The sequence below is a fragment of the Litchfieldella qijiaojingensis genome, from assembly GCF_014651875.1.
GTDB classification, from domain to species: domain Bacteria; phylum Pseudomonadota; class Gammaproteobacteria; order Pseudomonadales; family Halomonadaceae; genus Litchfieldella; species Litchfieldella qijiaojingensis.
Genome location: NZ_BMXS01000002.1, coordinates 193383 through 214136, shown reverse-complemented (window position 1 = coordinate 214136; position 20754 = coordinate 193383). Strand labels below are relative to the sequence as shown.

General features: G+C 62.3%; 18 protein-coding genes. 11 read left to right on the top strand and 7 right to left on the bottom strand.

Annotation, left to right across the window (positions count from 1 at the left end):
* Positions 1–37 precede the first annotated feature (37 nt).
* Genes IE093_RS03405 through IE093_RS03395 form a run of 3 tightly spaced genes read left to right on the top strand, consistent with a single transcriptional unit; the run spans position 38 to position 3732 of the window.
* Complete coding sequence (locus IE093_RS03405; RefSeq protein ID WP_189466220.1) at positions 38–820, top strand: gamma-glutamyl-gamma-aminobutyrate hydrolase family protein; 783 nt, start codon at positions 38–40, stop codon at positions 818–820.
* Between the two features lie 24 nt (positions 821–844).
* Positions 845–2224, top strand: coding sequence for an aspartate aminotransferase family protein (locus IE093_RS03400; protein ID WP_189466218.1), 1380 nt, complete (start codon positions 845–847; stop codon positions 2222–2224).
* Entirely contained in the window at positions 2221–3732 is a 1512-nt protein-coding gene (locus tag IE093_RS03395) for an aldehyde dehydrogenase (protein ID WP_189466216.1), read from the top strand. The genes IE093_RS03400 and IE093_RS03395 overlap by 4 nt, the downstream gene beginning before the upstream one ends.
* Before the next feature lie 55 nt (positions 3733–3787).
* Here the strand turns inward: IE093_RS03395 and IE093_RS03390 are convergent, their stop codons facing one another.
* The 5 genes from IE093_RS03390 to gatC all read right to left on the bottom strand — a co-directional run bounded on the left by IE093_RS03390 (position 3788) and on the right by gatC (position 8267).
* Positions 3788–4210, bottom strand: a complete 423-nt coding sequence (locus IE093_RS03390; RefSeq protein WP_189466213.1) for a hypothetical protein — start codon at positions 4208–4210, stop codon at positions 3788–3790.
* Positions 4211–4401: 191 nt separating this feature from the next.
* Complete coding sequence (locus IE093_RS03385; RefSeq protein WP_189466211.1) at positions 4402–4953, bottom strand: cupin domain-containing protein; 552 nt, start codon at positions 4951–4953, stop codon at positions 4402–4404.
* An 80-nt stretch (positions 4954–5033) separates the two neighbouring features.
* Entirely contained in the window at positions 5034–6485 is a 1452-nt protein-coding gene (gene gatB / locus IE093_RS03380; protein WP_189466469.1) for an Asp-tRNA(Asn)/Glu-tRNA(Gln) amidotransferase subunit GatB, read from the bottom strand.
* Positions 6485–7945, bottom strand: a complete 1461-nt coding sequence (gene gatA / locus IE093_RS03375) for an Asp-tRNA(Asn)/Glu-tRNA(Gln) amidotransferase subunit GatA (RefSeq protein ID WP_189466209.1) — start codon at positions 7943–7945, stop codon at positions 6485–6487. The genes gatB and gatA overlap by 1 nt, the downstream gene beginning before the upstream one ends.
* A 34-nt stretch (positions 7946–7979) precedes the next feature.
* On the bottom strand, positions 7980–8267 hold the full coding sequence (gene gatC / locus IE093_RS03370; protein WP_189466207.1) for an Asp-tRNA(Asn)/Glu-tRNA(Gln) amidotransferase subunit GatC: 288 nt from the start codon (positions 8265–8267) through the stop codon (positions 7980–7982).
* A 186-nt stretch (positions 8268–8453) separates the two neighbouring features.
* Here gatC and IE093_RS03365 point away from each other — a divergent pair, with 186 nt between their 5' ends.
* Genes IE093_RS03365 through tldD form a run of 7 tightly spaced genes read left to right on the top strand, consistent with a single transcriptional unit; the run spans position 8454 to position 18365 of the window.
* Positions 8454–9491 carry a rod shape-determining protein gene (locus IE093_RS03365; RefSeq protein WP_016414532.1) on the top strand — a complete coding sequence of 346 codons (1038 nt, stop codon included), beginning with the start codon at positions 8454–8456 and terminating at the stop codon, positions 9489–9491.
* Positions 9492–9525: 34 nt separating this feature from the next.
* Positions 9526–10428: a rod shape-determining protein MreC gene (gene mreC / locus IE093_RS03360; RefSeq protein ID WP_268247382.1), complete on the top strand. Its 903-nt coding sequence runs from the start codon at positions 9526–9528 to the stop codon at positions 10426–10428.
* Positions 10428–10916 (top strand): rod shape-determining protein MreD, encoded by a 489-nt coding sequence (gene mreD / locus IE093_RS03355; protein WP_189466468.1) that lies wholly within the window; start codon positions 10428–10430, stop codon positions 10914–10916. The genes mreC and mreD overlap by 1 nt, the downstream gene beginning before the upstream one ends.
* 29 nt (positions 10917–10945) lie before the next feature.
* Entirely contained in the window at positions 10946–11527 is a 582-nt protein-coding gene (locus tag IE093_RS03350; RefSeq protein ID WP_189466203.1) for a Maf family protein, read from the top strand.
* Positions 11528–11560: 33 nt separating this feature from the next.
* Entirely contained in the window at positions 11561–13024 is a 1464-nt protein-coding gene (rng, locus tag IE093_RS03345; RefSeq protein WP_189466201.1) for a ribonuclease G, read from the top strand.
* 2 nt (positions 13025–13026) lie between these two features.
* Positions 13027–16899 carry a YhdP family phospholipid transporter gene (locus tag IE093_RS03340; protein WP_189466199.1) on the top strand — a complete coding sequence of 1291 codons (3873 nt, stop codon included), beginning with the start codon at positions 13027–13029 and terminating at the stop codon, positions 16897–16899.
* Entirely contained in the window at positions 16896–18365 is a 1470-nt protein-coding gene (gene tldD, locus IE093_RS03335) for a metalloprotease TldD (RefSeq protein ID WP_189466197.1), read from the top strand. Before IE093_RS03340 ends, tldD begins: the two co-directional genes overlap by 4 nt.
* A gap of 168 nt (positions 18366–18533) precedes the next feature.
* On the opposite strand, the gene yjgA is transcribed toward tldD, so the two are convergent.
* Positions 18534–19040, bottom strand: coding sequence for a ribosome biogenesis factor YjgA (yjgA, locus tag IE093_RS03330; RefSeq protein WP_189466194.1), 507 nt, complete (start codon positions 19038–19040; stop codon positions 18534–18536).
* Positions 19041–19142: 102 nt separating this feature from the next.
* Here yjgA and pmbA point away from each other — a divergent pair, with 102 nt between their 5' ends.
* Positions 19143–20483 carry a metalloprotease PmbA gene (gene pmbA / locus IE093_RS03325; protein ID WP_189466192.1) on the top strand — a complete coding sequence of 447 codons (1341 nt, stop codon included), beginning with the start codon at positions 19143–19145 and terminating at the stop codon, positions 20481–20483.
* Here the strand turns inward: pmbA and IE093_RS03320 are convergent, their stop codons facing one another.
* The gene (locus IE093_RS03320) at positions 20484–20753 is read right to left on the bottom strand and encodes an HPr family phosphocarrier protein (protein ID WP_189466190.1); all 270 of its coding nucleotides are present in this window, start codon (positions 20751–20753) and stop codon (positions 20484–20486) included. It lies immediately after the preceding gene.
* Position 20754 lies beyond the last annotated feature (1 nt).

Sequence of the window (20754 nt, the reverse complement as noted above, 5' to 3'; positions counted from 1 at the left end):
AACAAACGAGATTCTGCGTACTACTAAGGAGCCTGTCATGCAGAGCCGCCCTTTGGTGGGGGTGATCGCCTGTCGTCGCGAGGTGGAGGGCCACCCGGCGCACATGGTCACCGACAAGTATCTGAGTGCCCTGCGCGATTATGGCCTCGAGCCGGTTGTGCTGCCGGTTTGGGAGGATATCGAAGCGGGGGCTTCCACGGTGCTGCTGACGCGTCTTGATGGCCTGTTGTTGACCGGCAGCTACACCAATGTGGAGCCGACGCGCTACGGGGCCGGTCGCGCGTCCGAGAATACCCGTGACGACCGCCATCGCGATGCCGCGGCCCTGACCTGGATTCCTGCTGCCCTGGATCTGGCCATGCCGTTGCTGGGTGTGTGCCGGGGCTTCCAGGAACTCAATGTGGCATTCGGTGGCACGCTTTACCAAGCAGTGCAGCAGCAACCGGGAATGCTCGACCACCGCGAGCCGCCAGGCGACAGAGCAACCCAATACGCCCCTAGCCACGATCTGGAGATTCTGCCGGGTGGGGTGCTCTCGCGTTTGTATGGCGAGCATCATGCGCGGGTCAATTCCCTGCATCAGCAGGGCATCGAACGCTTGGGGCCTGGACTCGTCGCCGAGGCAGTGGCTCCCGATGGCCTGATCGAGGCCGTCTCGGTGGCCGATGCGCCGGGCTTCGCCCTGGCCGTGCAATGGCATCCCGAATGGCGTCCGCGTGAACATCCGCTTTACGACGTCCTGTTTCAGGGCTTTGCACACGCCTGCCACGAACGCTTATCGGCCCGTAACCCCATGCCTGTCGAGGGTGCCGCTACCTGAGTGGCATGACTTTTGGAGACCGCCATGCATTCCCAGGATCTTCAGGCGCTGGATCGCGCCCATCATCTTCACCCCTTCACCGACTTCAAGGCGCTCGGCGAAGAGGGCAGTCGCATCGTGACCCATGCCGAGGGTGTCTATATCCATGACAGCGAGGGCAACCGCATCCTCGATGGCATGGCCGGGCTGTGGTGCGTCAATCTCGGTTACGGCCGTCAGGAGTTGGTAGAGGCCGCCACCGCCCAGTTGCGCGAGCTGCCCTATTACAACAACTTCTTCAAGACCACTCATCCGCCGGCGGTCAAGCTGGCCGAGAAGCTTTGTCAACTGGCACCGGCGCATGTCAACCATGTGTTCTTCACTGGCTCGGGGTCGGAGGCCAACGACACCGTGCTGCGTATGGTGCGTCGTTACTGGGCGCTCAAGGGAAAGCCTGAGAAACAGTGGATCATCTCGCGCGAGAATGCCTATCACGGTTCCACCGTGGCCGGTATGAGCCTGGGCGGCATGGCACCCATGCATGCCCAGGGAGGCCCTCTGGTGCCTGAGATCAGCCACGTCCGCCAGCCCTACTGGTTCGGCGAAGGACGAGATCAGTCGCCGGAAGCCTTCGGTCGCACCTGTGCCGAGGCCATCGAGGCACGCATCCTCGAACTCGGCGAGGACAATGTTGCGGCCTTCATCGCCGAGCCGGTACAGGGCGCCGGTGGTGCCATCATGCCGCCTGCCAGCTACTGGCCGGCGGTCAAGGAAGTGCTGGCCAAGTACGACATCCTGCTGGTGGTCGACGAGGTGATCTGCGGCTTCGGTCGGTTGGGCGAGTGGTTCGGTAGTCTGCACTACGACCTGGAGCCCGACCTTATGCCCATCGCCAAGGGGTTGTCATCGGGCTATCTGCCGATCGGCGGGGTGCTGGTTGGAGACCGTGTCGCCGAGACATTGATCGAGGAGGGCGGCGAGTTCTTCCACGGATTCACTTACTCCGGCCATCCGGTATGTGCCGCCGTGGCCCTGAAGAATCTCGAGATCATGCAGGCCGAGGGCGTGGTCGAAGGAGTACGCGACGACTTGGGCCCCTATCTGGCCGAACGCTGGGCGAGCCTCGCTGAACATCCGCTCGTCGGCGAAGCGCGCTCCCTGGGACTGATGGGTGCCTTGGAACTGGTGGCCGACAAGGCCAGTGGGGGGCGCTTCGACAAGCGGCTGGCTGTCGGCAACCTGTGCCGGGATATCTGCTTTGCCAGTGGGCTGGTGATGCGCTCTGTAGGCGATACCATGATCATCGCACCGCCGTTGACGATCACCCGCGAGCAGATCGATGAACTGGTTGCCCTGGCCCGAGATGCTTTGGATGAAACTGCCGTACGCCTGGCCAAAACCGTGCAAGAGGAGACAACCGCATGAGTGCACCGCATGCCATTCCCCGCAGCCATGCCGATTGGCGCGCCATGGCCGAGTCCTTGATCTTCGAGACCCGCGCCTTCATCGACGACGCGTTCGTTGACGCGGCCAGCGGTGAAACCTTCGAGACCATCAATCCGGCCACCGGCAAGGTACTGGCTCGGGTAGCCAGCTGCGATGCCGCCGACGCTGAATTGGCGGTACAGCATGCCAGGGCTGCCTTCGATCGCGGCGACTGGTCGCGGATCGCGCCTGGGCGCCGCAAGAAGCTGCTGCTGCGTCTGGCCGACCTGATGGAGACGCACAAGCATGAGCTGGCGCTGCTCGACACCCTGGACATGGGCAAGCCGGTGAGCAGTTCGCTGGGCGACATGGCCGGTGCCATTGCCTGCCTGCGCTACAATGCCGAGTCGATCGACAAGGTCTACGGCGAGGTGGCGCCCACTGGCGAGGAGAGCCTGGGGCTGGTGCTGCGCGAGCCGCTGGGGGTGGTGGCCTCCATCGTGCCGTGGAACTTTCCGCTGATGATGACCGCCTGGAAGATCGCTCCAGCCCTGGCTGCCGGCAATAGTGTGATCCTCAAGCCTTCAGAGAAATCGCCGCTGTCGGCGCTGCGCCTGGCGCAACTGGCCAAGGAGGCCGGCCTGCCGCATGGTGTGTTCCAAGTGCTCCCAGGCTACGGCCATACCGTGGGCAAGGCGTTGGCGCTGTCGATGGGGGTCAACTGCCTGGCCTTCACCGGTTCGACGGCGGTAGGCAAGCAGCTGATGCAATACGCCGGGCAGTCGAACCTCAAGCGTGTCTACCTGGAGTGCGGTGGCAAGAGCCCCAACATCGTCTTCGCCGATTGCAAGCATCTTGATGCCGTGGCTGAAAACGCCGCCGCGGCGATCTTCCACAATCAGGGTGAGGTGTGCATCGCCGGCTCACGGCTGCTGGTCGAGAATGCGATTCGCGAGGATTTCATCGAGCGGGTGCTCAAGGCTGCAGAAGGCATGCAGCCTGGCGATCCTCTCGATCCCGACAGTTTCATGGGAGCCATCGTCGACCAGACTCAGTACCAGCGGATTCTCGATTACATTCGCCAAGGAGTGGCAGAGGGGGCCCACCTGCGCACCGGCGGCGAAGCAGTGGAGACATGCCCGGGAGGGCTGTTCATCTCGCCGACGATATTCGATGATGTGACGCCCGAGATGACAATCGGCCGTGAGGAGATCTTCGGGCCGGTGCTGTCGGTATTCGGCTTCGACACCGAGGAAGAGGCGATCCGACTGGCCAATGACAGCCTGTATGGTCTGGCAGCCGGGCTGTGGAGTCAGGATCTCGACCGCATCATGCGCGTGACCCGTCGGCTGGAGTCGGGACAAGTCTACGTCAACAACTGGGCCGGTGGTGACATGACAGTGCCTTTCGGTGGCGTCAAGCAGTCGGGCAACGGGCGTGACAAGTCGATGCACTCATTGCAGGAGTATTCCGAGCTCAAGACGGTGTGGATGTCGCTCGAGCCCTGAAACGATCAGGCCGGTCCGTGAGGGCCGGCCTGATTCCATCGCACGGGCGGATAACTTAATTGCGGCCGCCGGCTCCACTGCCAGCACCGCCGGCTCCACTGCCAGCACCACCGGCTCCACTGCCAGAACCGCCAGCACTGGCACCACCGCTGGCACTGGCGCCCATGCCACCGGAGGTGGCTTCGGTGCTCACGCCACCACTGGTCTGGCCGCTGATCTCACTGCCTTCGACACCACTCTCGCTGACCGCTTCACGGGCGGTGTTGAGGCCGAAATCGGCTTCTTCATCGGCTTCTGCCTGGGCGCTGTCGAGCGATTCCAGGGCCTGTTCCTGGCCCTCGTCCGACGCAGTTGAGGCGGGCTCGCTCTCCTCGACGATGACCTCATTGTCTGGGGCCTCATCGCTGCTCTGTGCCAGTGCCGCGAGCGGCAGAAAGGTCAACGAGAGGGCTAGCATCATGCTGGATACGGGTCGCATATAGGGTTACCTCGAAGTGCGTGATGGGAGTGGTGCGCCATTCACCTGGTTGATGATCGGGATCGTGGCGCCCCGTTCCTTCAGTTCCTGTCTGCTCGTCACGCGGGAACGTGCCCTGTTGTCATTCAGTCATCATCATGAGTCGCATTATGCCCGTCAAGTCATTCGATCAGCCGCATGCACCTCGGGCGCTAGAATGTCTTGGCCGGGGTGCAGCAGCTCACCAGTCGACAGGCGACCTTGCTGGGGTTGCGGAAGCGGTGGGGCACGTTGGTATCGAAGTAATAGGCTTCGCCGGGACCCAGTACGCGAGTTTCAGCTCCTATGGTGATTTCGATCTCGCCTTCCAGTACCACGCCGGCTTCCTCGCCCTGATGGGCGATCATCTCACGGCCAGTGTCGCTACCCGCGGGGTAGGTCTCGATCATGAACGACAACGCTCGCGAGGCACGGTTGGCACCGACCAGCTTGTAGATGACATCGCCACTGCCGATGTCGGTCAGTTCGTCGGCCGAATAGAACACCTGGTCGCGGCTCTCCAGATCCATGGTGAAGAAGTCCCCGACGCTGATGGGAATGGCGTCGAGGATCTTCTTTAACGAGCTGACCGAAGGGCTGACCTTGCCCTGTTCGATCAGCGACAGGCTGGAATGGGTCACCCCGCAACGCTTGGCCAGCTCACGCTGGGAAATGCCGCGTAGGCTGCGCAGGGCGCGCAGGCGGGCGCCCACATCATCCGACATCAGGGACTCCTTTTCACCATGACTGGCTGTCCTGGACATGCCGGAAAACGGCGTAAAGGCAGCCGTGTTCCAGTGTCATCTTAGAGGTTGTCCAGCTTCTGCCTGAGCAACGCGTTGACCTGTTGAGGGTTGGCGGTGCCGCGCGAAGCTTTCATCACCTGACCGACGAAGTAGCCGATCATCTTGCCACGCTTTTCCGGTTCGGCGTCGCGGTACTGTGCCACCTGGACCGGGCTGTCGGCGATGACCTGGTCGATCATGGCCTCGATGGCGCCGGTATCGGTGACCTGTTTCAGGCCGCGGGCATCGATGATGGCGTCGGCACTGTCATCCTCGCCGTTCCACAGCGCGGCGAAGACCTCTTTGGCCGCCTTGCCACTGATGGTGTCGTCCATCACTCGGACGATCAGTTCGCCGAGCTGGGTTGATGTCACCGGGCTCTGGTCGATGGTCAGGTTCTCCCGGTTCAAAGCACCGGACAACTCGCCCTGGACCCAGTTGGCGGCCTGCTTGGCATCGCCGCAAACTTCCTTGACCGCTTCGAAATATTCCGCCATCGCCCGGCTCGAAGACAGTACGCCAGCGTCATAGGCGGACAATCCCAGTTCGTCCTGGAAGCGCGCGCGCTTTTCTGCGGGTAGCTCCGGCAGCGAGCTGCGCAGATGATCGACATAGGCCTGGTCGAGCACCACCGGCAGCAGGTCGGGGCAGGGGAAATAACGGTAGTCGTTGGCCTGTTCCTTGGTGCGCATGCTGCGCGTCTCGTCGCGGTCGGGGTCGTACAGGCGCGTTTCCTGCACTACCTTGCCGCCGTCCTCGATCAGTTCGATCTGACGCTCGGCTTCGAAAACGATGGCCCGCTCGACGAAACGGAAGGAGTTGACGTTCTTGATCTCGGTACGAGTGCCGAACTCTTGTTGCCCCTTGGGGCGTACCGAGACGTTGGCGTCGCAGCGCATCGATCCCTCGGCCATGTTGCCGTCGGAGATGCCCAGGTAGGTGACGATGGAGTGGATGGCCTTGAGATAGGCAACAGCTTCCTTGGCCGAGCGCATGTCGGGCTCGGAGACGATTTCCAGCAGTGGCGTGCCGGCACGATTGAGGTCAATACCAGTCATGCCATGGAAGTCTTCGTGCAGCGACTTGCCGGCGTCTTCCTCGAGATGGGCGTGATGCACGCGGATGCGCTTGGTGCTGCCATCCTCGAGGGCGATTTCGACCTCACCCGGCCCAACGATGGGGTGATACATCTGGCTGGTCTGGTAACCCTTCGGCAGGTCAGGGTAGAAGTAGTTCTTGCGGTCGAATACCGACACTTCGGGGATCTCGGCATTGATACCCAGACCGAACTTGACCGCCATTGCCACTGCGGCTTCGTTGAGCACCGGCAACACGCCGGGCAGGCCCAAGTCAACGGCACAAGCCTGGGAGTTGGGCTCGGCGCCGAAGGCCGTGGAGGCGCCGGAGAAGATCTTCGAACGAGTCGAGAGCTGGACGTGGACTTCCAGGCCGATCACGGTTTCCCATTGCATCATGCATTCTCCTTGCCGAAGGCCGGCTGACGGCGGTGCCAGTCAGTCGCCTGTTGGTACTGGTGGGCAACGTTGAGTAGTTGCGGCTCGGCGAAGAGCGGTCCCAGGATCTGCAGGCCGATAGGACGCGAGCCGGCGAACCCGGCTGGTACGCTGATGCCGGGAATGCCCGCCAGGTTGATGGCAATGGTGTAGATATCCTGCAGGTACATCGACACGGGATCCTTCTTGGCCCCCAAATCGAAGGCCGGGGTCGGAGAGGCCGGCCCCATCAGCACATCGACGTCCTCGAAGGCATCCAGAAAGTCCTGCCGGATCAACCGGCGGACCTGCTGTGCCTTCTTGTAGTAGGCCTCGAAGAAGCCTTCCGACAGGGTGTGGGTACCGATCAGGATACGCCGTTTGACCTCTTCACCGAAGCCTTCGGCGCGAGAGCGTTCGTAAAGGTCGATCAGGTCCTTGGGGGCATCGCACCGGTGACCGAAACGCACACCGTCGTAGCGCGACAGGTTGGACGAGGCCTCGGCTGGAGCGATCACGTAGTAGGCCGGGATGGCATGGTGGGTATGCGGCAGGCTGACCTCGCGCACCGTGGCGCCGAGCGACTCGTAGACCCGTACCGCTTCACGTACCGCCGCCTCGACGGCGGGATCGAGGCCATCGCCGAAATACTCCTTGGGCAGACCGATCTTGAGTCCCGACAGCGAGGCACCGAGTTCCTCCTGGTAGTCGGGTACGCCGCGTGCCACGCTGGTGGAATCGCGCAAGTCATGGCCAGCGATAGCGCCGAGTAGCCAGGCGCAGTCTTCGGCGGTGCGCGCCATGGGACCGGCCTGGTCGAGGCTCGAGGCGTAGGCGACGATGCCGTAGCGCGACACGCGGCCATAGGTTGGCTTGAGGCCAGTGATACCGCAGAAGGCCGCTGGCTGGCGGATCGAGCCACCAGTGTCGGTGCCCAGGGCGGCCGGTACCAGGCCGGCGGCGACGGCGGCGGCACTGCCCCCGGAGCTGCCGCCGGGCACGGCGGCGAGGTCCCAAGGGTTCTTCACCGGGCCATAGAAGCTGGTCTCGTTCGACGACCCCATGGCGAATTCGTCCATGTTGGTCTTGCCCAAGCACACGGTGCCCGCTTGCTTGAGCTTCTCGACCACGGTGGCATCGTAGGGTGAAACGAAGTTGTCGAGCATTCGCGAGCCACAACTGGTTTTCACCCCATCGGTACAGAAGATGTCCTTCAGGGCCAGCGGCAGGCCGGTGAGTGGGCCGGCTTGTCCTTTGGCACGGGCTTGATCGGCGCGCTCCGCGTCGGCCAGGGCCTTCTCGGCGGTCACCGTGATGAAACTGTTGAGTTCGCCGTCGAGGGCATCGATACGGCCCAGCAGGCTCTGGGTCAGTTCACGGCTGGAGAACTCGCCGGCGGCGAGGGCGGCTGCGAGTTCGGTCAATGTCTTGTCATGCATCTGGAGGTTGGCTCCGGGTCAAGGCTTATAGCGCTTATTCCACCACGCGCGGGACCAGATAGAGACCGTTTGCGACGGCCGGCGCGCAACGCTGGAAGCGGTCGCGCTGGTCGGTTTCGGTGACTTCGTCGGCGCGCAGGCGTTGGGTGGTATCCAGTGGGTGCGCCAGGGGGGCGACGCCCTCGGTGTCGACGGCCTGGAGCTGGTCGACCATTTCGAGAATGCGCCCCAGGTCGTCGACATAGCGCGCGGCCTCGTCGTTATCCAAGGCAAGGCGGGCGAGGTGGGCAGCCCGCTGCACGTCCGCGTGTTCAAGCGACATGGCAGTGATTTCCTCAAGCGTTTATGAGTCATATGCTGGGGGCAGTCGGTCACTGCCCCATCAAATAACCGAAAAAGGTATCATATCTTGGCGCTTCTGGCAGGCACTCTTGCTTGCCGCTTACCACGGGCAATGATACCGTTTGCCTCCGCACAGGGTTCCGGTCTGGACAGGTGAAAGACTTCCATGTTTAAACGTTTAAGGGGGCTGTTTTCCAGCGATCTATCGATCGATCTGGGGACGGCCAATACGCTGATTTATGTTCGTGGTCGTGGCATCGTCCTCGACGAGCCTTCGGTCGTGGCGATTCGCCAGTCGGGTAACATGCGCAGCGTGGCTGCCGTCGGGGTCGATGCCAAGCGTATGCTGGGCCGTACCCCGGGCAACATCACCGCCATTCGTCCGATGAAGGATGGCGTCATCGCCGATTTCACCGTGACGGAGCAGATGCTCCAGCACTTCATCCGCAAAGTGCACCAAAGCACCTTCCTGACACCAAGTCCGCGTGTCCTGGTCTGCGTGCCCTGCATGTCGACTCAAGTCGAGCGCCGTGCCATCAAGGAGTCGGCCGAAGGTGCCGGGGCTCGAGAGGTTTTCCTCATCGAGGAACCGATGGCCGCCGCCATCGGCGCCGGGCTGCCGGTAGAAGAGGCCCAGGGCTCGATGGTCGTGGATATCGGCGGCGGGACCAGCGAGATCGCCATCATTTCGCTCAATGGCGTGGTCTATTCCGAATCGATCCGCGTCGGCGGCGACCGCTTCGACGAGGCCATCACCGCCTACGTGCGTCGCCACTACGGAAGCCTGATCGGCGAAGCCACCGCCGAGCGCATCAAGGAGGAGATCGGCTGTGCCTACCCCGGGGGCGAGCTGCGCGAGATCGACGTGCGCGGGCGTAACCTGGCCGAGGGCATTCCGCGTAGCTTTACGCTCAATTCTCATGAGATCCTCGATGCGCTGCAGGAGACCTTGGCCTCCATCGTCGCCGCCGTGAAGAGCGCTCTCGAGCAGTCGCCACCGGAGCTGGCCTCCGATATTGCCGAACGGGGCCTGGTGCTCACCGGCGGGGGCGCCCTGCTGCGCGACCTCGACAAGCTGATCGCCGAGGAGACCGGTTTGCCGGTGATCGTGGCCGAGGATCCGCTGACCTGTGTGGCGCGCGGTGGCGGCAAGGCGCTCGAAATGATCGACCAGCATACCTTCGAACTGCTTTCCAGCGACTGAAACCTTCGCTTGGCTGTTTTCGGGGGGAACGCCTATCAAACCGCTGTTCTCGCATGGGCCGGTACCTGGCTATCGCATGCTGCTTTGTGCGATAGCCGCCTTTGCCTTGATGTTCGCCGAAGATCGATTTTCGCGCATGGAGGATGTCAGGGCTCAATTGTCCACGGTGGTGGCACCCATTCAATGGTTGGTCAGCGTCCCGAGTGACGTCTTGACCTGGACCTCGCTAGCGCTGTCCGATCAGCGCGAATTAGTGGAAGAGAATCGGCAGCTGCGCGAACAGCTACTGACGCTATCGCACCGTGTGCAGCGCATGGCCAATCTGACAGCCGAGAACGTGCGATTGCGCGAGCTGCTGAATGCCGCCCGGCATGACGATGTCCCCTATATCACCGCAGAGTTGCTAGCGCTGGACTCCGATCCCTTCACTCACCAGATGGTGGTTGACCGCGGTCGTCGCGATGGAGCCTATATTGGTCAACCGGTGATGGATGCCTCGGGCCTGGTTGGACAGGTGACGGCGGTGTCGGCTTATTCCAGTCGTGTCCTGATGTTGGCCGATGCCAGTCATGCATTGCCTGTGCAGGTCAATCGCAATGGGCTGCGTTTCATCGTTCAGGGGACTGGCCGCTATGATGCCCTCGATGTCCTGCATGTGCCGGATACGGCGGATATCCGCGAGGGAGATCTGCTGACCACTTCCGGGCTTGCCGGGCGTTTTCCTATCGGTTACCCGGTGGCCCGGGTGTTCGAGGTCAAGCATGATCCTGGTCAGCCCTTCGCACAGGTCACCGCGCGGCCTGTGGCTCAGCTTGAGCGTTCGCGCCACTTCCTGCTGCTGTTTCCACCACCCCCGTCGGAACCTCGCGATGACCCATCCCTGTGGGACGAGTCATTTTCGGTTATCGAGCCGCCGCTGCCAGGGAGGGATTCATGATGGCCAAGATCGGTCCTCAAGGCATGCTGTTGGTATGGGTGAGTCTGCTGCTGGCGCTGTGCCTGCAGGTGATGCCATTGGCCGACATGTGGCTGATGTGGCGGCCTGACTGGCTGGGTCTGATGTTGATCTACTGGTGCGTGGCAGCGCCGCAGCGGGTGGGGGTGATGCACGGTTTCGTGCTCGGTCTGTTGCTGGATCTGATCGAAGGCTCCCCACTGGGGCAGAATGCCCTGACCCTGTCGCTGCTGGCATTCCTGTGTGCCCTGGTCTATCAGCGCCTGCGGGCCTACTCGCTGGTGCAACAGGCGGTGCTGGTGTTCGTGCTGTTGGGCCTGGTGCAGTTGGTCGAACAGTGGCTACAGACGATATTCGGTCCCTTTTCCATTCACCTGGCTTTCCTGTTGCCGTCGCTGATCGGTGCCGTGCTCTGGCCATGGCTGTTCACCATGCTACAGGCACTGCGTCGGCGATTGGCCGTGATCTGATAGTCGGTCCCCTTTCCCCAGGAGCTGATATGACCGCCACGCTCTGTCTGGCATCCGCATCGCCACGCCGCCGCGATTTACTGGCCTCCATCGGCGTCGATGTCGAGATCTGCCCCGTGGATGTCGATGAATCTCCGCGTCGCGACGAATCTCCCGCCCAGTACGTCTCCCGCCTGGCCAGCGACAAGGCCTTGGCCGGTGCCAAGCTGTCGATGTTGCCGGTATTGGGAGCGGATACCGCCGTGGTATGCAAAGGCCGAATCCTTGGCAAGCCGCATGATCGTCGGCATGCCAGCGAGATGCTCGGAGCGCTTTCCGGTAGCGTCCACGAGGTGTTGACCGCCGTGGCTGTGAGCGGCCCGGCCGGCTTGCTGGTGCGCTGTGTCACGACCAAGGTCTGGATGCGTGAGATCCAGCCTGGGGAAATCGCCGCTTATTGGGCGACCGGCGAGCCGGTGGACAAGGCCGGTGGGTATGCCATTCAGGGCCGCGCAGCCATCTTCGTCGAGCGGATCGAAGGAAGCCATTCGGCGGTCGTCGGCCTGCCGCTTTTCGAGACGGCCGAGTTGCTGCAACGCCAGGGCGTGTCGCTGTGGACGGCTATGTCATAATTGCCGGCATGAACTTTCAATAAGGAATCCCGCATGAGCGGTGAAGTCTTGATCAATCTGACGCCGATGGAGACCCGAGTAGCGGTGGTCGAGAACGGTGTCCTTCAGGAAGCCTTTATCGAACGCAGCCGACGCCGTGGTATCGTAGGCAATATCTACAAGGGCAAGGTGGCGCGTGTCTTGCCGGGCATGCAAGCCGCCTTCATCGATATCGGTCTCGAGCGGGCCGCCTTCATCCATGCCCATGAGGTCATGGCCCCCAACACCCCGGCCGATGAACAGGTACCGATCAGCCAGCTGCTCAGCGAAGGGCAGTCGCTGGTAGTGCAAGTGACCAAGGATCCCATCGGCTCCAAGGGTGCCCGCCTGACCACTCATCTCTCGGTGCCGTCGCGTTTTCTGGTCTACATGCCTGACTCTCCTCACCGCGGGATTTCTCAGCGTATCGAGGACGAACAAGAGCGCGAGCGGCTTCGCGAATTGGTCGAGGTCTGTCAGACTGAGCAAGAGCTCGATGTCACCGGCGGCTTCATCATTCGCACTGCCGCCGAAGGGGTAAGCAAGGAAGAGCTCTTCGCCGACATGCATTTTTTGCTGCGCTTATGGCGCAAGGTCAGCGAGCGCAAGGTGACGGCGCCGGTTGGCACGGTGATTTATGATGACCTACCGCTGTTCATTCGCACCCTGCGCGATGTCATGCGTGACGATATCGAGAAGGTGCGCATCGATTCCCGCGAGAATTACCTCAAGCTGATCGATTTCGCTCGTGAATTCATGCCCGGCAGTGAAACGAAGATCGAGTACTATCCCGGCGAGCGGCCGATTTTCGACCTGTTCAGTGTCGAGGACGAGATCCAGAAGGCCTTGGGGCGCAAGGTGCAACTCAAGTCCGGCGGCTATCTGGTGATCGACCCCACCGAGGCAATGACCACCATCGATGTCAACACGGGTGGTTATGTGGGGCACCGCAATCTCGAGGAGACCATCTTCAAGACCAACCTCGAGGCGGCGACCGCTATCGCCCGGCAACTACGGCTTCGTAACCTGGGTGGTATCATCATCATCGACTTCATCGATATGGAGGACCCCGAGCATCAGCGTCAGGTGCTTCGCATGCTGGAAAAGTCGCTGGAGCGCGACCATGCCAAGACCAAGTGCACCGGGGTCACCGAACTGGGGTTGGTGCAGCTCACGCGCAAGCGCACCCGTGAAAGCCTTGAACAGACATTGTGCGAGCCTTGTCCAACTTGCAGTGGCCGCGGAACCCTGAAAACGCCAGAGACCGTATGTTACGAGATCTTTCGCGAAATCCTGCGCGAGGAACGTGCTTACAACGCGGAAACTTACATGGTGCTGGCGTCCCAGGCGGTAGTCGACCGCTTGCTTGACGAAGAGTCGGCAGCGGTGGCCGACCTGGAGTCCTTTATCGGCAAGACCATTCGCTTCCAGGTCGAGACGCACTACTCTCAGGAGCAGTACGACATCGTACTGATGTGAGAATGTCTCCATTTCGTCTCTTGCTACGCTGGGTCATGACGTTATTGGCCATCGGCTTGACGGTGGTGGCCATGCTACTGTTGGTTTTGCGTCTCGCGGCCATCCAGGTCGACGAGGTACGCCCGCGCCTTGAGACGTTGTTGTCCGCTCGCTTCAACGCCGATGTCAGCATGCTTGAACTCGGTGCCCGCTGGCATGGTCTGGATCCGGCGCTGACCGTTGATGAACTGGCGGTGGTGTCGAGAGCTAGAGGCGAGCCGTTGCCCCTGCTCGAAGTGAAAGACGCCCGTATGCGTCTGAACAGTTCAGGGTCACTGCGCGACGGGTTCCCGGTGATCGAGGATGCCCGTATCCAGGGGGTCACCATCCATCTCTACCAGACCCCTGAACGCACCTGGCATTGGCCCGACCCCGCGCAACTGCCACCGGAATTGCAGCCCGATATCGAGTTCGATCTCGATCGGCTCGATTTCTGGGTCGGCGTTCTGCTTCGACAGCGCGTCGAAGTCGAGGACCTGCGCCTGGTGCTGCATGGCCAGGATCGTCAGGTAACGCTCGAGGCGCCCAGCCTGCTGATGACCGGTGATCGGCAACGTGCCCATCTAGAGGGCATGTTGTTCGTCGAAGGCGATCAGGATGTCTCGCTGGAGGCGGCGCTGGAGATCCTGCCGGGTCGTCGCGGCTTCAGCGACTTCAATGCCGCGCTGCAGGCGCGCATGAATATCGACAGTCTGGTGCGTCTGGCCGAGGTGCTGAGCCGCAACGATCCGGTGCGACTGGATCGTGCCACGGGTGAAGCAGTTCTCTGGGGGCGCTGGCATGAAGGGGAGCTGGCCGATGCGCGCCTGGACTTGGACATTCCCGAACTTACCGTGAGTCGTGATCAGGCGCAGCTTGCGCTTGAAGGAATCCGTGCCCGTGGCCAGTGGCTGCGTGGTGATGACGGCTGGCAAGCCTGGTTGAGCATGCTGGGAGACGAACCGCTGTTCGATGTCGTTGCTGAGGAGCCCGAAGCGGCATCGTCGGGCCCAGCTTTGCCGCGTCACTGGCAGGTTGCGGGCGATGCGCGGGGGTGGCGGCTCAAGAGCAGCGCCTTCGACTTGGATGCACTGGCGGCCTGGCGCGATCATCTGCCTTTACCCGATAAGTTGTTGCGCTTGCTTGATACCTTGGATCCGCGCGGTCAAGTGACAGGATTTTCTCTCGAGCACCGCAATGGTCGCTGGGCGTCGCGAGCCTCCTTGCGCGAGGCCGAGGTCTCGCCCTGGCAGAACGCCCCGGGAGGCGGTCCCGTGGATGCCTGGGTCGAAACCGAGGGTCTGGATGGCAGCGTCAGGTTCGTCGGTGTCGGCGATACCTGGCTGCACTTCCCCAAGCTGTTCTCTGGGCCCATGGAGCTGGCATCCGCGCGTGGCGAGGTTTCCTGGGCCTACGATGGCGAGCGGGCCAGGGTCGAGGGGCAGGCATTGGAAGCCGATTGGCGAGGGGCTAGGGTGCAGGGCAGCTTCGATCTCGAGACCGGCGGTGGACGGCCCGGTGAACTGGGACTTGACCTGGCCTTTCAGGACGTGGATGCACTCGACACGCCATTGGTCGACTGGCTACCGGTCGGTGTCTTGGGCGATGAGCTCAATGAGTGGTTGGCTCAAGGAGTGGCCGGTCGGGTTCCCGAGGGGAGGCTTAGTCTGCGCCAGCCCCTGTACGAAGGAGTGAGGGCCGAGGACGTATCCCTTGATTTGGATCTACGAATCGAAGAAGGGCATCTGTCGTTTGCGCCGGATTGGCCGGCGTTGGAAAGCGTGGCAGGGCGCTTGATGCTCGATGATCTGGATTTGAAGGCCCAGGTCGAATATGCCCAGAGCCGTGGGCTCTGGGTGCGAGAAGGTCGTGTCAGCCTGATCGGTGAAGAACTGGAGGTAAGTGGCGAAGTGGGTGGGGCTACTGACGACCTGCTGGCCTATGTCACGGCGTTGCCCTTTGTCGACCTGCAGGCACAGGACTGGGAGAGTCGCGGCGATTTGCGCGGTACCCTGGCACTGTCCATGCCGTTGGCTACTCCCGATGCCTTGGCTCTGGATCTCGACACCGAAGTCGATGCTCCCTACCTGCGTTTCATTCCGATGGATCTCACCATGCATGATGTCAATGGCGAACTCGGCTATCGCCATCGCGACGGTCAAGGAGGGCTAACGGGCGAACTCGGGGCACGGCTTTTCGATGGCCCAGTGCTGGCCCGCTTCGATACCCAAGAGCGGCAAGTGAGCTTCGAGGGCAGTGCCCTGGACAGCGGAGTGCTCGAATGGGCGAACCTGGGCGGGCTGGATGCTCTGCTGACCGGGCATTTTCCCTATTCCGCCCACTTGTCATTGGATAACGACAACCGCCGTTTCAGCCTTGACAGTGACTTGGCAGGACTGGCGATCGATCTGCCGGCTCCGTTGGGCAAGACGTTGCAGGAACGGACACCGTTGTCGATAGAAGCCGATCTCTCCAGTGGTCTGGTGCAGGCTACGTTGGCCGAGCGCATGCGCTTGCGCTGGCGTGAATGGGGTCAGACGGGGCAAGGGCAGGCATGGCTGGAGCAGTGGCCGGTATCGGCGGCCTGGCCGGATGGCGGAGGCTGGGAGGTGAGCTGGCGCACGCCGCAACTGGATCTGAAGCGCTGGGCATCGGCCCTGTCGGGTATTGGAGTGGGTGAGTTCAATGTCGCCGGGCAGGCGCCTCCGCAGAACTTGCGGGCTCTAAGGTTGGGAACCGAGTGTCTATATGTGCGCCAGCGCTGTGTGGGATCGCTTTTCGCCAGCGCCTATCCGCAGGGTTCGGTGCGTCGTGACTGGCGGCTGGATCTGGCCGGCAGCCTACTGGAAGGGCATGCCGATTATCGCCCGGATAGCGTTAGCCAGGGGCAAGGGTTCGTCGCTGCGGTTGGCAGCGGTCCGATCGATGTGGCATTGACACGACTCGATCTCGATGCGCTGCTGCCGGCACCGGGAGAGACGGCGAATCTCCTCAATGAGGTCGATGTGGCGCCAACCCCGGAAGTTCTCCCCGAGTGGCTGGCCGACTTGCCTGCCGGCCGCCTGCGGGTCGCGACGCTGGAGCGCAGGGGGCAGCATTTCGGGCCATTGACCGCCTACTGGCTGGCGTCTCCCGAGCAGCTAGTGGTAGCGCCGTTGGGGCTGACGCTTGGCGAGGTATCGGCGCGAGGGGAGCTGGTCTGGGAAGCGGCAGGAGCCGGAAGCAGCCTGACCCGCGCGCGGCTGTCCCTGGACGGCAGGGATCTGGGCACGGCGTTGGAGCGTCTGGCGCAACCGGTATCGATTCGCAATACCTTTACCGCGGTCGACTCGCAACTGGCCTGGCCCGGTGCACCCTGGCAATTCGCCCTGCAACGCTCGCGAGGTAGTCTGGATATCGAGTTGCGCGACGGGCGCTTCCGCTATATCGACTCCCCTTCGGCCAAGCTGGTCGGCCTACTCAATATCGATAACCTGGTGCGACGCCTGCGGTTGGACTTTTCCGATGTGACGCACCGGGGAACTGCCTTCGACAGTGTCAAAGGTGGCGCCACCCTGTATGGTGGAATTCTGGAAACGCAGGGGCCGGTGGAGATACAGGGGCCGGCCACATCCTTTACCCTCAATGGACAGGTCGATCTGGTGCGACGTGAACTCGATCAACATCTCGCGGTCACGGTACCATTGAGTCAGAACCTGCCATTGGCGGCGGTGGTCGCCGGGGCACCGGTGGTCGGAGGAGCCCTGTTCATCGCTCACCGCCTGTTCGGCGGGGTGATTGACAAGGCCACGCGAATTCACTACAGCGTACGAGGTCCCTGGACCTCGCCGCAGATAGCTCTGGAAGGTGCCGAATGAACCAGCAGACTGCTGAAATTGCCGTTCACGATGCGTTGGACCATGCCGTGGCCACATTGCTCACGCCGGGGGGCTTGAATCTATCATCTCTCGATGATGGTCTTGGCCACGTATTGGGTCCCGGCGTGGATTTCGCCGATCTCTATTTCCAGCGCAGTTGGCACGAGAGCTGGATGCTCGAAGATGGTGAAGTCAAGGATGCCAGTTACAACATCGATGGCGGCGTCGGTGTGCGCGCCATGGCTGGCGAGAAGACCGGCTTCGCTTATTCCAACCAGATTACTGCCGAGGCACTGGCCGATACCGGGCGCACTGCATCGGGAATCGCTCGTCGCGGCGAGCGGTTGAAGGTGGCGCCTTTCGTCGATGCTCGGGCCCAGGAGCGCTACACCGGACGCGACCCACTCTCCGGCCTTTCGGCCGAGGACAAGATCGCCATGCTCAAGGAGGCCGATCGCGTGGCGAGGGCCATGGATCCGGCGGTCAGCCAGGTCAGTGCTTCGTTGACCGGTGTCTATGAAGTGATATTGGTGCGCGCCAGCGATGGCACTCTGGCGGCGGACATTCGTCCCCTGGTGCGTTTCAATGTCAGCGTGATCGCTGTCCGGGATGGTCGTCGCGAGCGTGGCAGTGCCGGGGGGGGCGGGCGTTATGCCATGTCCCGCTTGCGCGACGAGAGAGCGGCCGAGCGTTTCGCCAAGGAAGCGGTACGCCAGGCGCTGGTCAATCTCGACGCCGTGGATGCTCCCGCCGGCCAGATGCCGGTGGTGCTGGGGGCTGGTTGGCCAGGGATCCTGCTGCATGAAGCGGTCGGCCATGGTCTGGAAGGCGATTTCAATCGCAAGGGCAGTTCGGCCTTTGCTGGGTGCATGGGCCAGCGTGTCGCGGCGCCAGGCGTCACGGTGGTCGATGATGCCACGTTGGTGGACCGGCGCGGTTCCATGACCATCGACGATGAAGGTACGTCGGGAGCGTACACGCCTTTGATCGAGGATGGCGTCCTCACCGGCTACATGCAGGACAAGCTCAATGCGCGCTTGATGGGCATGGCGCCCACCGGAAATGCGCGCCGTGAATCCTACGCCCACATGCCGATGCCACGCATGACCAATACCTATATGCTGGCCGGCCAAGACGATCCCGCTGACATCATCAGGAGTGTAAAGCGCGGCCTGTACGCGGTGAGTTTCGGTGGTGGCCAGGTGGATATCACTTCGGGCAAGTTCGTGTTCTCTGCCAGTGAGGCCTATCTGATCGAGGACGGCCGCATCACCGCACCGGTCAAGGGCGCGACCCTGATCGGCAGTGGCCCCGAGGCCATGGGGCGGGTATCGATGATCGGCCACGATCTGGAACTGGATACAGGCGTGGGTGTCTGCGGCAAGGAGGGGCAGGGCGTCCCCGTCGGCGTGGGGCAGCCCACATTGAAGTTGGATGAATTGACCGTCGGCGGCACGCAATCCTGAAGAAGAGGGAAGAGGGAAGAGGGAAGAGGGAAGAGGGAAGAGGGAAGAGGGAAGAGGGAAGAGGGAAGAGGTTGAACATTCTTCTTTCTTCCAGGCGCGCAGCGCCGCTCTTCCAGCTTCAAGTCGCGAAGCGACGTCTTCCGTCTTCCAGGTGCGAAGCACCGGTCTTTACAGGCCAGCGGTGTCGCGGATCAGTCGGAACAGTTTGCGTGCGTTGGCCGGCGGTTTGCCGCGTTCGCGCTCGCTCTTGGCGTTGCGGATCAGTTGTCGTAGCGCCTGGCGGTCGACATCGGGATAGTCGGCAATGAAGGCTTCGACCGCATCGTCGCCTTCGTCGATAAGGCGATCGCGCCATTTCTCCAAGCGGTGAAAGGCGTGGTCGCGTCTGAGCTTGTCCTGCTCGAATTCCTCGAAGGCTGCCTGAATGGCCTCGGTGTCTTCGCGGCGCATGAGCTTGCCGACATATTGCATGTGTCGACGCCGTCCTTCGTGAGAGCGAATGCGACCAGTTTCCTCGATGGCCAGGCGCATATCGTCGGATAGTGGGAGACGGGCGCGTTCGGCCTCGGGAAGCGCGATGATCTTTTCGCCCAGGGCCTGGAGGGCTTGCATTTCCCGCTTGCGCTGGGATTTGCTTGGTTGAGATTCGCGGTCGTCGGGGGTATCGAGAGACATGCCATTACCATCGGGCTTGGGAACGAGAGGGGAGTATACCAGCCCGCCCAGGCACCATGAGACAACCATTGAGATAGATTTCCCCGGCAAGGAGAGACCAACATGACACAGGCGTTCGATGCCGCTAGCCAGCAGGCATTGCTGGAATCCCGCGTGCAAGCCGCATTGGAACAGGCACAGCGTTTGGGCGCCGATGCGTGCGAGGTGGGAGCCAGCGTCGACCAGGGTATCGAGGTCAGCGTGCGGCTCGGCGAGGTGGAAAGCGTCGAGCTGTCCCGCGATCAGGGAATCGCGGTGACTGTCTACGTCGGACAACGCAAGGGGTCAGCGTCTTCCTCGGATGCTGGCGAAGCCTCGGTGCGTTCTGCTGTTGAACAGGCCATGTCGATTGCCCGCTATACCGGTGAGGACCCCGCCGCGGGATTGGCTCCGCCCGAGTTGATGGCGCGCGAGATTCCTGATCTCGATGTCCATCATCCCTGGCGCTTGTCCACCGACGAGGCCATCGAGCTGGCATTGGACTGCGAAAATGCCGGACGTCGTGTGTCGGGTATCAGCAATTCCGATGGCGCTAACTTGTCCAGTGGAGAAGGAGTGCGCGTCTACGGCAACAGCCACGGGTTTCTCGGTAGTCAGTGTGGCAGCCGTCATTCACTGTCCTGCATGCTGATCGCCGAGGATGCCTCGGGTATGCAGCGCGACTACGATTACACCAGCGAGCGCGACCCCCGTCGGTTGGCACGGGCCGAGGATATCGGTGTCTTGGCGGCCGAGCGCGCCTTGCGGCGGTTGGGAGCACGGCGACCGATCACCGGCCGTTTTCCAGTAATGTTCGATCCCGCTCTCGCCAGCGGCCTGGTCGGGCATCTGATGAGTGCCATCGCCGGTGGGGCGCTCTATCGCCAGGCATCGTTCCTGTGCGACCGGTTGGGCGAACCGCTTTTCCCCGAGTGGTTCTCCCTGGGCGAGAAGCCGCGGGAGCGTGGTGCGATGGCTAGTGCACCCTTCGACAATGATGGCGTCTATACCCGCGACAATGTGTTCATCGATCAGGGGCGGCTGGCCAGTTATATGCTGTCGGCCTACAGCGCGCGACGTCTGGGGATGGAAACCACGGGCAATGCCGGTGGGGCGCGTAATATCCGTCTCCAGGCTCCCTTGACTCCGCGCCAGGAACTGCTGGCGAAGATGCCGCGTGGCGTGCTGGTCACCGAACTCATGGGGCAGGGGGTCAACGGTGTCACCGGCGATTACTCGCGTGGCGCAGCAGGCTTCTGGGTCGAGAATGGCGAGATCCTGTATCCAGTGGAGGAGTTCACCATCGCCGGCAGCCTGCAGGCGATGTTCGCGGGGCTGGTCGGGGTCGGTGACGATATCGATACCCGCGGTAGCATACACTCCGGCAGTTGGCTGATCGACGAAATGACCGTGGCGGGGAGTTGATCAGACGTCTTCGTCGAAGCGGGATGCGACGAGCGATTCAAGGGCGTCGAGAACCGCTTCGGCATCTTCGCCTTCGGCACTGACTGTCAGCACACTGCCGCAGGGCGCGGCCAGCATCAACAGCGACATGATGTTGGCCGCGTCGGCATCGCGCCCATTGTGGGTTACCGTGACGCTTGCCTGGTATGGCTGGCAGCACTGTACCATTCGTGTGGCCGCACGAGCATGCAGGCCGCGTTTGTTGACCAAGGTCAGCTCACGACTCGGCATG

What these genes read in the sequence shown, in the direction of transcription:
- IE093_RS03405 (WP_189466220.1), top strand. Translation starts at nt 38, where the DNA reads ATGCAGAGCCGCCCTTTGGTGGGGGTGATCGCCTGTCGTCGCGAGGTG.
- IE093_RS03400 (WP_189466218.1), top strand. Translation starts at nt 845, where the DNA reads ATGCATTCCCAGGATCTTCAGGCGCTGGATCGCGCCCATCATCTTCAC.
- IE093_RS03395 (WP_189466216.1), top strand. Translation starts at nt 2,221, where the DNA reads ATGAGTGCACCGCATGCCATTCCCCGCAGCCATGCCGATTGGCGCGCC.
- IE093_RS03390 (WP_189466213.1), bottom strand. Translation starts at nt 4,210, where the DNA reads ATGCGACCCGTATCCAGCATGATGCTAGCCCTCTCGTTGACCTTTCTG.
- IE093_RS03385 (WP_189466211.1), bottom strand. Translation starts at nt 4,953, where the DNA reads ATGTCGGATGATGTGGGCGCCCGCCTGCGCGCCCTGCGCAGCCTACGC.
- gatB (WP_189466469.1), bottom strand. Translation starts at nt 6,485, where the DNA reads ATGCAATGGGAAACCGTGATCGGCCTGGAAGTCCACGTCCAGCTCTCG.
- gatA (WP_189466209.1), bottom strand. Translation starts at nt 7,945, where the DNA reads ATGCATGACAAGACATTGACCGAACTCGCAGCCGCCCTCGCCGCCGGC.
- gatC (WP_189466207.1), bottom strand. Translation starts at nt 8,267, where the DNA reads ATGTCGCTTGAACACGCGGACGTGCAGCGGGCTGCCCACCTCGCCCGC.
- IE093_RS03365 (WP_016414532.1), top strand. Translation starts at nt 8,454, where the DNA reads ATGTTTAAACGTTTAAGGGGGCTGTTTTCCAGCGATCTATCGATCGAT.
- mreD (WP_189466468.1), top strand. Translation starts at nt 10,428, where the DNA reads ATGGCCAAGATCGGTCCTCAAGGCATGCTGTTGGTATGGGTGAGTCTG.
- IE093_RS03350 (WP_189466203.1), top strand. Translation starts at nt 10,946, where the DNA reads ATGACCGCCACGCTCTGTCTGGCATCCGCATCGCCACGCCGCCGCGAT.
- rng (WP_189466201.1), top strand. Translation starts at nt 11,561, where the DNA reads ATGAGCGGTGAAGTCTTGATCAATCTGACGCCGATGGAGACCCGAGTA.
- IE093_RS03340 (WP_189466199.1), top strand. Translation starts at nt 13,027, where the DNA reads ATGTCTCCATTTCGTCTCTTGCTACGCTGGGTCATGACGTTATTGGCC.
- tldD (WP_189466197.1), top strand. Translation starts at nt 16,896, where the DNA reads ATGAACCAGCAGACTGCTGAAATTGCCGTTCACGATGCGTTGGACCAT.
- yjgA (WP_189466194.1), bottom strand. Translation starts at nt 19,040, where the DNA reads ATGTCTCTCGATACCCCCGACGACCGCGAATCTCAACCAAGCAAATCC.
- pmbA (WP_189466192.1), top strand. Translation starts at nt 19,143, where the DNA reads ATGACACAGGCGTTCGATGCCGCTAGCCAGCAGGCATTGCTGGAATCC.
- IE093_RS03320 (WP_189466190.1), bottom strand. Translation starts at nt 20,753, where the DNA reads ATGCCGAGTCGTGAGCTGACCTTGGTCAACAAACGCGGCCTGCATGCT.